The organism is Brevundimonas sp. (assembly GCF_046299595.1).
Taxonomy (GTDB): Bacteria; Pseudomonadota; Alphaproteobacteria; order Caulobacterales; family Caulobacteraceae; genus Brevundimonas.
The window spans coordinates 57362-70072 of sequence record NZ_JBKBHQ010000001.1; the positions used below are offsets into that span (position 1 = coordinate 57362).

Here is a 12711-nt window from a genome sequence, read left to right on the forward strand (position 1 = left end):
GCTTGCGCTCTGCCCCTGCATCCCCAACTCCCTCTCATGGCTCTGCACCTCATAAAGCTGGGCGTCGGCGTGCCCGATGTCGAATGGCTGGAGCGGCGCGTGGCGGGCGGGCAGCGCCTGATCGTGCACACGCGCCAGACGCCCAAGCGCGCATCCGAGATCGAGGACGGCGGCTCGCTCTACTGGGTTATCAAGGGCGTCGTGGGTGCGCGCCAGCGCGTGCAGGACATCACCACCCACGGCGAGGGCAAGGGCGCGCGCTGCGAAATCACCCTGGTGCCCGAAGTGGTCCGTACCGCGCCTCTGGCCCGCAGACCCTTTCAGGGCTGGCGCTATCTGGAAGCCGGGGAGGCTCCGCCCGACCTGCAAAGGCTGGAGGCCGAGGGGTTGCCCGACGATCTGGCCGAGCAGCTGCGCGAGCTGGGTGCGTGGTAGCGCGCGCATCTTGATCCGCGAGCAGACGATCAGGCGAGCGGCCTCGCGCCGCAGCCAAGGTTGACGAAACGGGCTTCCCCTGTCTCTCTGCCGCAGGTAAGACCCCGCCCGAAAACGGTCGGGAGCGAGACGACGCCGTCTGAAGTGTCGCCGCCGGAAGCGTTCAGGAGACTGCAGTGACCATCGAGACAAGCATTCCGGGCCTCGATCAGGCCCCGACCCGCCATTCCGGTCTGATCGCATGGGTACGCGAGATCGCCGCCCTGACCAAGCCCGACCGGGTGCACTGGTGCGATGGTTCCGAGGCTGAAAAGCGCATGATCGAGGCCGATCTGGTTGCGCGCGGCACCTTGCGCCCGCTGAACCCGGAGAAGCGCCCCGGCTCGTTCTATGCTGCCTCCGATCCCAAGGATGTGGCCCGCGTCGAGAGCCGCACCTTCATCTGCTCGAAGCAGAAGGCGGACGCAGGACCGACCAACAACTGGATGGACCCGGCCGAGATGCGCGGGCGTCTGGACGGCCTGTTCGATGGCTGTATGCGCGGGCGCACCATGTATGTCGTGCCCTTCTGCATGGGCCCGCTCGGCTCTCACATCAGCGCGCTGGGCGTCGAGATCACCGACAGCGGCTATGTCGTGCTGTCCATGGGCGTGATGACCCGCATGGGTCAGCCCGCCCTCGATCAGCTGGGCGAAGACGGTTTCTATGTGCCCGCCGTGCACACGCTCGGTGCACCGCTGTCGCCAGGTCAGCAGGACGTGCCCTGGCCCTGCAACGAGGAGAAGTGGATCGTCCACTTCCCTGAGACGCGCGAGATCTGGTCCTACGGCTCGGGCTATGGCGGCAACGCCCTGCTGGGCAAGAAGTGCTATGCCCTGCGCATCGCCTCGATCATGGCCCGCGACGAAGGCTGGCTGGCCGAGCACATGCTGATCCTGAAGCTGACCTCGCCCGAGGGCGCGGTGCACTATGTGGCGGCGGCCTTCCCCAGCGCCTGCGGCAAGACCAATCTGGCCATGCTTCAGCCCAGCCTCGATGGCTGGAAGGCCGAGACGGTCGGTGACGACATCGCCTGGATGCGCTTTGGCGACGATGGCCGTCTCTATGCGGTGAACCCCGAGGCCGGATTCTTCGGCGTGGCGCCGGGCACCAGCCGCAATACCAACCAGAACGCTCTGGCCACGCTGTCGCGCAACACCATCTTCACCAATGTCGCCCTCACCGAAGATGGCGATGTGTGGTGGGAGGGCCTGTCGAAAGAGCCGCCTGCCAATCTCACCAACTGGAAGGGTCGGCCGCACGATCCCGCCTCGGGCGAGCCTGCCGCGCACCCCAACGCCCGTTTCGCCGCGCCCGCTCACCAGTGCCCGACCATTGCGCCGGAATGGGAAGACCCGGCAGGCGTGCCGATCTCTGCCATTCTGTTCGGGGGGCGGCGCGCCTCCACCGTGCCGCTGGTGACCGAGGCCTTTGACTGGGATCACGGCGTGTTCATGGGCGCGACCGTGGCATCGGAAGGCACGGCAGCGGCCGAGAACAAGGTCGGCGAGCTGCGCCGCGACCCCTTCGCCATGCTGCCGTTCTGCGGCTACAACATGGGCGACTACTTCGGCCACTGGCTCAAGATGGGTGAGGGGGCCGATCGCGAGCGCCTGCCGCGCATCTATTTCGTGAACTGGTTCCGCAAGGACGAGAACGGCCGCTATGTCTGGCCGGGCTTCGGCGAGAATGCCCGCGTGCTGAAATGGATCGTCGAGCGCATCGAGGGCACGGCGGGCGCCAATGACACGCCGGTCGGCCGCGTGCCGGGGCGCGAGCATCTCGATCTCGAAGGCCTTTCGCTGAGCGACGATGAGCTGTCGACCCTGCTCGATCTCGACCTCGAGGCCTGGACCGAGGAAGCCTCGCGCATCCCCGCATTCTTCGAGATGTTCGCCGAGCGTCTGCCCCGGCCCCTGTGGGATCAACACGCCGCCCTGACCCGGCGCATCGCCAGCGCCTCTGAGGCCACGGCGGTCGCTGCCGAATAGAGAGCGCTTGCCAGGCAGGCTCGTGCTGCCACAGGATCGGTTCGTGTCTGCCTCCCCGCACACGCCTGCCCAGCCCATGCCGCCGCTCGACGTGATCGTCGTCGGTGCAGGCGCGCTCGGTCTCGCCACGGCAGCCGAGCTGACCGCTCGCGGGCACAGCGTCGCGGTCATCGATCCCGGCGGTGACAATGCGTCATCGGTGGCCGCAGGCATGATCGCGCCTGCGTTCGAGAGTGCGCTCGAAGGCCTTGATGACGATGGCGCGGTCCTGCTGCGCTCGGCCCGTGCCATCTGGCCGACATTTGCCGCACGCCATGGCATTGTCCTGCACGAGGACGGTGCGCTGTGGTGCGGCCCTGATCGCGAGGCCATGGCGGTGCGCCTGAAAGGCCTCGGCTTTGATTGTCAGCACACGGACGATGGCGTGCTGGCGCCGCTGGATGCACGCCTCTCGCCGGTCCGGGCGCTCGCGGCCTTGTCCGGCCATGTCACCGTGGTGAGGGCGGAAGTGCGCGCGATCAGGCGGCTGGGAGTCTCGCTCTGGTGCGTCGATGAGCAGTGGACAGCGCGCCATCTGGTTATCGCCACGGGCCATGGATGCGCCATCGAAGGTCTGCCGCCGCTGGCGCGCACGGCCATGTCGCCCGTGGTGCCGATCAAGGGACAGATCGTGATGGTGCAGGGTGCGCCGGTGCCTCGAACCGTGCGCGGACCGGGCATCTATCTGGTGCCCGGCGACGGCCACACCATGATCGGGGCGAGCATGGAGGAGGGGGCCGAGGACAAGGTGGCCGATCCGGCGGTCACGCGTTCTCTGCTGGAGCGCGCCGAGGCCCTGACCGGCCAATCCCTGACCGGCCTCGTGCACAGCGCGCGCTGCGGCGTTCGCGCTGCCATGCCAGACCGCCTGCCGCTTGCGGGTCATGTCGAGCAGGGTCTGTGCCTTGCCCTCGCGCCGCGCCGCAATGGCTGGCTGCTGGCCCCTGCGGTGGCGGGAACCGTTGCGGACGCCATCGAGCAGCGCCCGCCCGGTCCGTTCTCACAGGCGTTCAACCCGCTGCGATCATTCCACGTTGAACCTTAGCGGGATGTCTACGCGCGCTCCGTTGACCGGTGCGCCGTCGACCACCATCGGGCTGATGCGGAAATAGCGGGCCAGCTGCTGGGCCGCGCGGCCAAAGCCCTGTCCGGCCGGTGTCTCGGACAGCACGGTGCAGTCGCTGAGCGTGCCGCGTACCGATACGGCGCAGCGCATGGTCACGCTGCCGGTGATCCCGGCATTGAGCGCGCGCGGCGGATAGTGGCGCAGAAGCTGATCGCCTGTGGGCCTTTGCAGCCAGTCGGGATTGACGATCATGGGCGGGCCTGCCGGGGCTGTGGGCTGTGCCGTGCCGTTGGCCGCTGTGACAGCACCGGGAGCGGGTGCTGTGATGATCTCGGGTGTGAACACGCCCGTTACCTCGGGAGCGTCGACCGGGGTGAAAGGCGCAGTCTCGATGTTGGGCGCGGCCATGCGGGGCTGGCGAATCGGAGTCGGCTGGGCCGCCGCCTGGGCGGGCGCCGGGTCGAGCCGGGGGGCGGGCGGGCGGATCAATTCGATCTGGGTGGTGCGCTCGGCAGACTGAACGGGCAGCGGGGGCATTTCGAACCTCTGGCTGTAGAGCCAGGCTCCGAAGGCGGCGTGCACGGCAAGCGACGCGCCTGCCGCAAGCCAGATCCATTTGGGGATGGGCCGTTTTTTCTCGTTGAAATCCAGCGGCATGACCGCGCCGGGTCCGCCTTGCAACTGCATCATCATGACTGTTCTCCCTCCACTTTTCGTGCGGTGACAGCCGACGGCCGTCGCCGCGACAACCATGAGGCGCGTCGTTCGTGGTGGAATTGGGGCCCTGGACAGCCCCTGCTGCCGATCGCCGGGTTCAGCGCGCGTTAACCACGTTGGGGCAGATGCTGGATCATGAGCGTCGGAGCCATCGCATCGAGGGGCAGCGTCGAGGCGGCCATCCGCCGGGCGGCCGATCGCACCGGCGTGGATTTCGAGTTCCTCATGGCGACCGCGCGGCGCGAGAGCGCCCTGAACCCCGGAGCCAGGGCGCGCACCTCATCGGCGAGCGGGCTTTATCAGTTCATCGACCAGACCTGGCTGGCGACGCTCAGCCGTCATGGCGCGCGTCACGGTTACGGCGCCTATGCCCAGCACATCACGCGCGGGTCGGACGGGCGCTATCGGGTCAGCGAGGCTGCGCGCCAGCAGGTCATGGACCTGCGTTTCGATCCGCAGGCGTCTGCGGTCATGGCGGCCGAGCTGGCGTCCGACCATGCGGCTTACCTGCGGGGGCGAACCGGCATCCAGCCCAGCTCAGGCGATCTCTATGCCGCGCATTTTCTCGGGCCGGAGGGTTCGGCACGTCTGATCGAGGCGGTCCGAAGCCGCCCGACCGCCATCGCCGCGAGCCTGTTTCCGCAGGCCGCTGCCGCCAACAGGCCCATCTTCTATCGAGACGGGCGCGCGGCCACGGTGGCGGAGGTCTATGCCAACCTCACACGTCAGCATGGTGCTGGGGCGGCTGTGTCCGGCCCTCGCCAGACCGTGCCTGTCCTGAGCGATCAGGAGCGCGCCCTTGCCGAACGGCTTGATCGTCTGCGTGGCCAGCAGCAGCTTCTGGCCATGCTGACAGGCCAGAACGACCAGCAGGGCCTGAGTACCGGGTCGCTGCTTGCGGCGTTCGGTCCGGGACGGCGCGAGCCGGGCTCCGGATTTTAGGCGGCGCGCTCGCTGGCCTGGCGGGCCTGTTCGATGACGCGGCGGCGCGCCTCCTCCAGCGCATGAGTGACGCCGCTCAAGGTCACGGGCCTGAAGATCACGGCGGCAAATCCCATGGCCTCCAGCGCGTCGGCGTCCGTGTCTTCGCTCTCGATCACCGCGATCACAGGCATGGGCGCTCGGCCCGACTGGACCTTTGTCATGAAGGCCGCGATGTCCTGAGGCTCGGCCTGTGTCGAAACGAGCATCACGTCGGGGCGTCCCGCACGCAGCAGCTCGGCAGCCCGCTCGAGGCTCCTGACGCTCAGGACCTGGTGATCGAGCTGTTCCAGCACGGCCTTGAGCATGGCACCGCTCAGCGGATCGGCCTCGATCATGACGACCTTTAGGGGGCGCTCGCCAAGCTCGAGGGGGGCACTTGGAGTGGTGTCCAGCTCGGCGTCAGGATCGAAGGGCATTTCCAGAATGAAGCGGCTTCCGATGCCGCGCGAGGATTCGGCCTCGAGGCGCCCTCCCATCAACTCGGCCAGCTTGCGCGACAGGGCAAGACCGAGGCCCGCGCCGGGCAGGCCAGCGCTGGTCCGCTCGATGCGGGTGAAGGGCGTGAAGGCCATGACCAGCTCTTCGCGCGTCAGGCCCGGCCCTGTGTCGATGATCTCGATGCGAAGGCGCTGGGGCTCGGGCAGGCTGGCACGCACCTCGACACGGCCACGGGCGGTGTAGGCGATGGCATTGGACAGCAGCGCGTGCAGGATCTGGCGCACCCGCGCGCGATCTCCGATGGCACCGCCAAGAGTCCTGCTCGTGACGCTCCTGACGTCGGAACTCAAGGTCAGGCCCTTGGCCGAGGCGTTGCGGGCATGATGCAGCAGCAGCTCCTGAATGATCCGGCCCACATCGACTTCCTGCCGGGCGATGACGAGCTGTCCCTGCTCGGCGCTGTGATTGTCCAAGGTGGCGTCCAGCACCTCGACGAGGCTGCGGGCCGAGGACAGGGCGGTGTCGATCTTGTCGCGGGACGGCGCGCCGCGCGTGCCTGCGCCCATGGCCGCCGCCAGCACCTGGGCCACGCCGGACAGGCCATGGCGGACCTCGCGTGACAGGGTGGCCAGAATGTCCGAGCGCGACTTGGCCAGCAGGCGGTTGTGACGAAGGGCGATCTCGTTCTCGCCGAACAGCCGTTCGCGCTCGATGGCCAGGGCAAAGTGTTCGCGCAGGTGCCGGTTCAGGATCAGCGCCAGGGCCATAGCCAGAGCCAGGGCGCTGAGCACCAGCGTCGCCGTCGCACTGTCTCCATGCAGGGTATAGAGGCCGACAATCGGGCCGATCGCCGCTGCCGGTCCCACCACAAGCAGGTTGGGCAGGGAAGGCGCGCAGAAGAAGATCACGCCCACCGCTGCACCCGCACAAAGGACCAGCAGGATCTCGGAAAACGGGCCGGCGCCCATGGCCAGAAATGCAGTCTGCAATACGGCCACGGCCCACAGAAGGCCCGCCCCCATGTGCACGGCGGTGCGCAGCCGCAGATTGCCGACCTCCAGCGGTCTGCGGCGATGCCAGTCGGCGATGGCGTAGAAGACCGCCCAGTTGAAGGCGTAGATCCCCAGCGACAGACCCATCCAGGCTCCGTTGGGCGCGTGGGCGGCGATCAGCACAAACACTGGCAGGCAAATGCCAAAAAATCCAAGCGCATAGGGCAGCAGCTTGAGCTGAGCTTCGAGCCCCAGCGCCCCCACCTCGCGATTGGCGAGGGCGTCGTCTGCACTGATCGAGGTGGGGCTGCTGACCGTCATGATGCGAGCATAGGCGCGCACCGATTTATTCCGCGTTACGACAGGCGGGCGCATGGTAAAGATTGGGTAAGGTTAAAGGCGAGATACTGGGCACTCTCAATCGCTCCCGGAACGACACGACCCGCCCATGGCCAGCCCGATGCGCGCCCGCCTCACCGAAGCCGACATTCGACGCCTGGTGAAATCCCGCGACGACGACGAGCGGGCGTCTGCGGCGCACAAGCTGTGCCGGGCCATCGACCGGGCCGAGCTGGGCGATCTGGACCTGAAGGCGGCCCAGCGCATCATCCGCATCATGGCTGACGATGCCGCGGAACTGGTACGCCGCGCTCTGGCGGTCACACTGCGCTGTTCCGACGTGCTGCCGCGCGATGTCGCCATGAAGCTGGCGCAGGACGTCGATTCCATCGCCTTGCCCGTTATCGGTTTTTCACCTGTATTCACTGATGAAGACCTGATCCGCATCGTGCGCGCGGGCGATCAGGCCCGCCAGGTGGCTGTGGCCAGCAGGCCCTTCGTCGGCCGGGAGGTGGCCAGCACCCTCGCTGCGGAGGGCGTCGAAGCCGCGGTGCGCGCCCTGTGCGCCAATGACAACGCCGACCTTTCCGAGCAGGCCATGGCAAGGGTCGTGGATCGTTTCGCAGACTCCGGTGAGGTGGTCACGGCTCTGGCCTATCGCCGTGTGCTGCCGCTCGACATCACCGAGCGGCTGATCGAGGCGGCTTCGGAAAGCGTGCGCGCCCATCTGGTCTCGCGCCATGCCATTGCGCCTGAAGTGGCCATCCGCCTGGCCGCCGATGCGCGCGAGCGGGCCACGGTCGATCTTATTGACCAGGCCGAAAAGTCTCATGATCTTGGTGTTTTCTGTCAGCATCTTGATGCGAGGGGGCAGCTCAATGCCTCGCTTCTGCTGCGTGCCCTGGCACGAGGCTCCATGCCGTTCTTCGAGCACGCCCTGTCCGTGCTGGCAGGGGTGCCGCACGCGCGCGCCTGGCTGATGATCCATGATGCCGGGGCGCTGGGATTGAAGGCCATCTATGACCGGGCGGGGCTGCCGCCGCGCCTGTTCACGGCGTTCCGTGCCGGTGTCGACACCTGGGCCGAGATGCTGCGCGAAGGCGTGACGCCCGAGCCTTCACGCTTTCAGAACCGTATGCTGGAGCGCTTCCTGACCCAGCGCGCCTATGCACCGCGCGAGGACGTGGCCTATCTGATGGACCGCCTCGACATGAGCGCGCCGCCGCCGCCGCTTTCAGCAGCCAATGCAGCCTGAGCCCGGCGAGGCGCCGGGCCTTCTCATGATTGTGGCTTGGATGGTGGCGGGCGCGATCAACGCCCGTTGAAGTCGCGCACGCGCGTTTCCAGCTCGGTGGCGAGCGCAAGGCCCACGGGGTGGTCATCGGTCTTGATATCGTCGCGCACCACAGCCTTGATCGCATTGATGTGCGCATCGAGCAGCACCTGGGGCGCATCGAGACGCTTGGCCGGATCGTCCAGCAGCTTGCACAGCGATCCGGCCAGACGGGTCACCAGGGGGAACTGATATGTCGAGCCCAGCCCTTTGAGGTCGTGCGCGCGATGATAGAGCGCCTCGGCCGTTGCCGTATTATAGCCGTTGGTCTGGATGGCGTTACGGGCGGCCTCGAGCTTGTCCAGCTCGTCCTGAAGCCATGCCGCGAACTGGCCGGACATGGCCGCCAGAGCTTCCTCGGCCTTGGCGATGGCCGAGGCATCGATGCCGCCGAAGCCGCCGCCGAGCTTGGCTTTCAGTGTGTTGGGCGGCTGGATGAATTGGGCGGACGAGGGCTTGTTCACGACGGGACTCCGCATTTGACTGCCCTACCCATAGCCCCGCAGCCTTAAAAACCCGTGACCGGCACCCCTAGGCTGTGAATTGCTCGGCCAGCACGCGTTCCTCGAACGAGCGGTCCTTGTCGAACAGCATTGTCAGGGCGATGTCGCGCCGCTCACAGACCTCGACCTTGGCCACGCGGCGCACCTCGAAGCTGTCGGCCACGGCGCTGACCGGGCGCTTGTCCATCTCAAGCACCTCGAAACACACACGCGCCGTGTGGGGCAGAAGGGCGCCGCGCCAGCGCCGCGGGCGAAAGGCGCTGATCGGGGTGAGTGCGAGTACCTTGGCATCGAGCGGAATGATCGGTCCGTGGGCGGACAGATTATAGGCGGTGGAGCCCGCAGGCGTGGCGATCAGGGCGCCATCGCACGACAGCTCGTCGATGCGCACGCGCCCGTCCACGCTGATGCGCAGCTTGGCGCTCTGACGGGTCTGACGAAGCAGGGACACCTCGTTGATCGCAAGGCCAGAGTGAACCTCGCCCGCCTGGGTCCAGGCATCCATCTGCAAGGGATGAATGGTGGCGCTGGTGGCGTGGCGCACGCGCTCGGGCAGATTGTCGATCTCGAGGTCGTTCATGAGAAAGCCGACCGAGCCCATGTTCATGCCATAGACGGGCGTGCGCCGTGACAGGTTGGCGTGCAGGGTCTCGAGCATGAAGCCGTCACCGCCCAGTGCCACGATAACATCGGCCTCACTGACAGGCGCCTGCCCGTAGCGTGCGACCAGCTTGCGCGAGGCCTCGGCGGCATCGGCGCGATCAGAGTGGGTGAAGTGCAGGGCAAGGGTGTCGCTCACAGCCCACAGCAACCCTTCGCCGCCCCCACTGTCAACGCCCCTCAGGCTGCGACGTGGGTGGCAGCCTCGCGAAAGGCACGTGCGCTGGCGTCGCTGCTGAGGGCAAATGTCGCCGTCATATCGAAGGGCTGGTGACCGGGAAGGTCCGCGTTCAGGCGGCGGATTTCCTGAACCAGCGCGGGAAACACGGCGCGGTCGATGCCCACGCTGGCACAGGCCAGCGCCAGCTTGCGGGCACTGGTATCACGCATGGCCCTGCGGACATCATCCAGATTGAAGCCGCCCAGTGTGGACAGGGCGATCTCGAACAGGCTGAGACGCCCTTCGCGCACCGCCCGGATCAGATAGCCGGGCCTCAGCTGGCCCGAGGTATCGAGCTTGGCCACGAGGCGCTGTTCCATCTCGATGCGCTCACGGTCTTCGATCGGAGTGGGCTTGCCTGGCTCCGTGCTGCGAAGCGCGCTGCGCATGCTGGCCTCTACGGCGCGGTCGAGCTGGACGGTATCGACACGGAAGCGCTCTGAAATGGCCTGGCGCAGGGCCTGACCAACACAGGCGTAGAGCTGGGCAGCCAGCTTTTCGCTGAGGTGAGGATGGCGAATCAGCGGGCCACGCAGCGCCGCGATGCGCCGCGAGGCTTCCACGAGGCGCCGCATGCCCCCCTCGCTGATGTCGGCGCTGCGATTGCCGGCCAGGGCGGTCATGACCACAGGTTCGGCATTGTCGATGATGGCATCGCACACGCGCGAGCTGATGCGCGGGCGGCGCGCGACTTCGATCTGATGCTCCAGAGTGCATTCGACCAGAACCCGAAGCAGATCCTGATCGCGCAGAAGCGGGCTGCGGGCGATGATCGGGCGGGCGATCTCGATCTCGTCGAGCACCAGAATGTCGATCAGGGCGCGCGGCGCCCATTCGGCTTCGGAAATCTCCTCGGCCAGCACACGGCGCAGATCGCTCTCGATCTGGGAAACCAGCGTCGTGAAGATGTCGCTGAGCAGGTGCGGGCTGGAGGTGCGGCTGATGGGATCGGCGGCCTCGCACAGGGCCACAATGCCTTTGAGCAGGCGCTCGCGGTCGGGCCTCTCACGGCTGCGCGCCAGGTCGACCAGCTCAGGCCCTGTGGGCATGTCCGGGGACAGAACCGCACTGCGGCCCGGATGGGGGCTGTTGAACGCGGTCAGGCTCACTGCACAATCTCCGGTGCAAGTCGCGGAAAATATAGCATGCCCAGAGTTAACGCCGTGGCGTGAAGGCATCCTTAACGGCAGGTGAATCTGCGCCGCTCTTGACCATCACCGCCCCGGGCGGGTTGATAGCGATGGCGACCCGGCGGATCAGGCCTGACGGGACGCCCGACAGGAGGACAGCGCCATGGCCGACGGCACTTCGGTATCGCTCAAAGGTAAGGTCAGCGAGGAGGAGTGGAAGACCCGCGTTGATCTGGCAGCCCTCTATCGTCTCGTGGCCCTGCACGGCTGGGACGACATGATCTTCACCCATATCTCTGCGCGGGTGCCGGGGCCGGAGAAGCATTTCCTCATCAATCCCTACGGATTCTATTTCGAGGAGATGACGGCCTCGATGCTGGTCAAGGTGGACCTCGAGGGCAACGTCGTCGCCGAGACGCAGCACTTCATCAATCCGGCCGGTTTCACCATTCATTCGGCGGTGCACGCGGCGCGTGACGACGCCCACTACGTGATCCACCTGCACACCGACGCGGGCGTGGGCGTGGCCGCGCAGAAGGGTGGGCTGCTTCCGCTCAGCCAGAACGCCTGCCTGCTTCAACACCAGGTGGCCTACCATGGCTATGAGGGGCTGGCCCTGAACCATGACGAGCGCGAGCGTCTGGTGGCTGATCTGGGCGACAAGCCGCTGATGCTGCTCAGGAACCATGGCACTCTGGCAGTCGGAGAAACGGCGGCCCAGGCCTGGCTCGGCATCTTCTTTCTGGAGCGCGCGTGCCGTCAGCAGATCGCGGCGCTGTCTGCGGGCGCCGACGGCGTGCTTCCCGCTCCCGACGAGGCTCAGGCTGAGACCAGGGAGCAGGGCCGCGCGCTGCCCTATGTTGCCGCCCTGGCCTGGCCCGGCGCGCTGCGCCAGCTCGGCCGGCACCTGCCCGGCTATGATACATGAGGCCTGAGGCCTGATGATGTGCGCTGGGGGGCGCGCAGCCTTTCTCGCGGCGGGCGTGATTGCGGTCACGCTGAGCGTCGCGGGCGCGACGCAGGCAGGGGCCTGGAACAAGGCGCGCGGCGAGAGCCAGGTCATCGTCAAGCTGGAGGTCATGCGGGCCAGCGAGGGTTTCGATCCCGACGGTGTGCGGCTGCCCCTGCCGGCCGAGCGGCGCGACGACATCGCCTCTGTCCTTGGCGAGCACGGCCTGAGCGACCGGCTGACCCTGATCGTGCGCACGGACTATCAGCGCGGCGAGGACGCCTTCGTGCGCTATGAGGGGCTGGGCACCAGCGAGATCGGCCTGCAATGGCAGGTGTGGCGCGATGATCGCTGGGCGCTGGCGCTCTCCACCTCTCTGGGCAGGGCGGGTGAGGGGCGCGGCGCGGGCTATGCGCCGCCCGGCGTCGGCGAGACGGAGCGCGAGGTGCGCCTGCTGGCGGGACGCTCCTTCGGACACGGGTCCGGCCGTCTGGATGGATGGCTGGACGGGGCCTTCGCCGAGGTGCAGGTGGCGCGGCGCTGGCGCTCGGAACAGGAGGACGAAACCCGCCTCGACGTGACTGTGGGACTGCGTCCTCATCCTCGATGGCTGCTGCTGTCCCAGGTCTATGCGGGGGAGGTGGCGGGTGGCGGGCCCGCCTGGGCCAACACCGAGATCAGCGCCGTGCGCGAGATCGGCAGCTGGTCCTTTCAGCTTGGCTATCGCACAGCTCTTGCAGGGCGCGAGGTTCCGGCGCAAACGGGACCGGTGATCGGCATCTGGCGGCGTTTCTGACCCGTATGTAGCGACGGATTGGCGGTGGTTGTCGCGTTCCATATGGAACGACACCGGTTACAGAGATTTTAGTTGATGCG

General features: G+C 67.3%; 12 protein-coding genes. 7 read left to right on the forward strand and 5 right to left on the reverse strand.

Going from position 1 to position 12711, the window contains the following annotated elements; genetic code table 11:
- Positions 1-36: 36 nt before the first annotated feature.
- The 3 genes from ACK4E3_RS00320 (at position 37) to ACK4E3_RS00330 (ending at position 3549) form a co-directional block, all read left to right on the forward strand.
- Positions 37-435, forward strand: a complete 399-nt coding sequence (locus ACK4E3_RS00320; RefSeq protein ID WP_409694715.1) for a DUF1489 family protein — start codon at positions 37-39, stop codon at positions 433-435.
- Positions 436-617: 182 nt separating this feature from the next.
- Positions 618-2465, forward strand: coding sequence for a phosphoenolpyruvate carboxykinase (GTP) (locus tag ACK4E3_RS00325; protein WP_409700958.1), 1848 nt, complete (start codon positions 618-620; stop codon positions 2463-2465).
- Positions 2466-2508: 43 nt separating this feature from the next.
- The gene (locus ACK4E3_RS00330; protein ID WP_409694717.1) at positions 2509-3549 is read left to right on the forward strand and encodes an NAD(P)/FAD-dependent oxidoreductase; all 1041 of its coding nucleotides are present in this window, start codon (positions 2509-2511) and stop codon (positions 3547-3549) included.
- Here ACK4E3_RS00330 and ACK4E3_RS00335 read toward each other — a convergent pair.
- Positions 3529-4263, reverse strand: coding sequence for a TonB family protein (locus ACK4E3_RS00335; protein ID WP_409694719.1), 735 nt, complete (start codon positions 4261-4263; stop codon positions 3529-3531). The genes ACK4E3_RS00330 and ACK4E3_RS00335 overlap by 21 nt on opposite strands.
- Before the next feature lie 159 nt (positions 4264-4422).
- On the opposite strand from ACK4E3_RS00335, the gene ACK4E3_RS00340 reads away from it, so the two are divergent.
- The gene (locus ACK4E3_RS00340) at positions 4423-5229 is read left to right on the forward strand and encodes a transglycosylase SLT domain-containing protein (protein ID WP_409694720.1); all 807 of its coding nucleotides are present in this window, start codon (positions 4423-4425) and stop codon (positions 5227-5229) included.
- Here ACK4E3_RS00340 and ACK4E3_RS00345 read toward each other — a convergent pair.
- The gene (locus ACK4E3_RS00345) at positions 5226-7043 is read right to left on the reverse strand and encodes an ATP-binding protein (protein WP_409694722.1); all 1818 of its coding nucleotides are present in this window, start codon (positions 7041-7043) and stop codon (positions 5226-5228) included. The genes ACK4E3_RS00340 and ACK4E3_RS00345 overlap by 4 nt on opposite strands.
- Before the next feature lie 106 nt (positions 7044-7149).
- Between ACK4E3_RS00345 and ACK4E3_RS00350 the strand changes: the two genes are divergently transcribed.
- Complete coding sequence (locus ACK4E3_RS00350; protein ID WP_409694724.1) at positions 7150-8295, forward strand: DUF2336 domain-containing protein; 1146 nt, start codon at positions 7150-7152, stop codon at positions 8293-8295.
- Positions 8296-8351: 56 nt separating this feature from the next.
- Here the strand turns inward: ACK4E3_RS00350 and ACK4E3_RS00355 are convergent, their stop codons facing one another.
- From ACK4E3_RS00355 to ACK4E3_RS00365, 3 genes are read right to left on the reverse strand one after another with little or no spacing between them, the layout of a single operon-like run.
- Positions 8352-8852 carry an Hpt domain-containing protein gene (locus ACK4E3_RS00355; RefSeq protein ID WP_409694725.1) on the reverse strand — a complete coding sequence of 167 codons (501 nt, stop codon included), beginning with the start codon at positions 8850-8852 and terminating at the stop codon, positions 8352-8354.
- 52 nt (positions 8853-8904) lie between these two features.
- On the reverse strand, positions 8905-9675 hold the full coding sequence (locus ACK4E3_RS00360) for an NAD kinase (protein ID WP_409694727.1): 771 nt from the start codon (positions 9673-9675) through the stop codon (positions 8905-8907).
- Between the two features lie 41 nt (positions 9676-9716).
- Positions 9717-10865 (reverse strand): DUF2336 domain-containing protein, encoded by a 1149-nt coding sequence (locus ACK4E3_RS00365; protein ID WP_409694729.1) that lies wholly within the window; start codon positions 10863-10865, stop codon positions 9717-9719.
- Between the two features lie 184 nt (positions 10866-11049).
- Between ACK4E3_RS00365 and ACK4E3_RS00370 the strand changes: the two genes are divergently transcribed.
- Positions 11050-11814, forward strand: coding sequence for a class II aldolase/adducin family protein (locus ACK4E3_RS00370; protein ID WP_409694731.1), 765 nt, complete (start codon positions 11050-11052; stop codon positions 11812-11814).
- 13 nt (positions 11815-11827) lie between these two features.
- The gene (locus tag ACK4E3_RS00375; protein WP_409694733.1) at positions 11828-12631 is read left to right on the forward strand and encodes a hypothetical protein; all 804 of its coding nucleotides are present in this window, start codon (positions 11828-11830) and stop codon (positions 12629-12631) included.
- The last annotated feature ends 80 nt before the right edge of the window (positions 12632-12711 follow it).

What these genes read in the sequence shown, in the direction of transcription:
- ACK4E3_RS00320 (WP_409694715.1), top strand. Translation starts at nt 37, where the DNA reads ATGGCTCTGCACCTCATAAAGCTGGGCGTCGGCGTGCCCGATGTCGAA.
- ACK4E3_RS00335 (WP_409694719.1), bottom strand. Translation starts at nt 4,263, where the DNA reads ATGATGATGCAGTTGCAAGGCGGACCCGGCGCGGTCATGCCGCTGGAT.
- ACK4E3_RS00340 (WP_409694720.1), top strand. Translation starts at nt 4,423, where the DNA reads ATGAGCGTCGGAGCCATCGCATCGAGGGGCAGCGTCGAGGCGGCCATC.
- ACK4E3_RS00350 (WP_409694724.1), top strand. Translation starts at nt 7,150, where the DNA reads ATGGCCAGCCCGATGCGCGCCCGCCTCACCGAAGCCGACATTCGACGC.
- ACK4E3_RS00355 (WP_409694725.1), bottom strand. Translation starts at nt 8,852, where the DNA reads ATGCGGAGTCCCGTCGTGAACAAGCCCTCGTCCGCCCAATTCATCCAG.
- ACK4E3_RS00370 (WP_409694731.1), top strand. Translation starts at nt 11,050, where the DNA reads ATGGCCGACGGCACTTCGGTATCGCTCAAAGGTAAGGTCAGCGAGGAG.
- ACK4E3_RS00375 (WP_409694733.1), top strand. Translation starts at nt 11,828, where the DNA reads ATGATGTGCGCTGGGGGGCGCGCAGCCTTTCTCGCGGCGGGCGTGATT.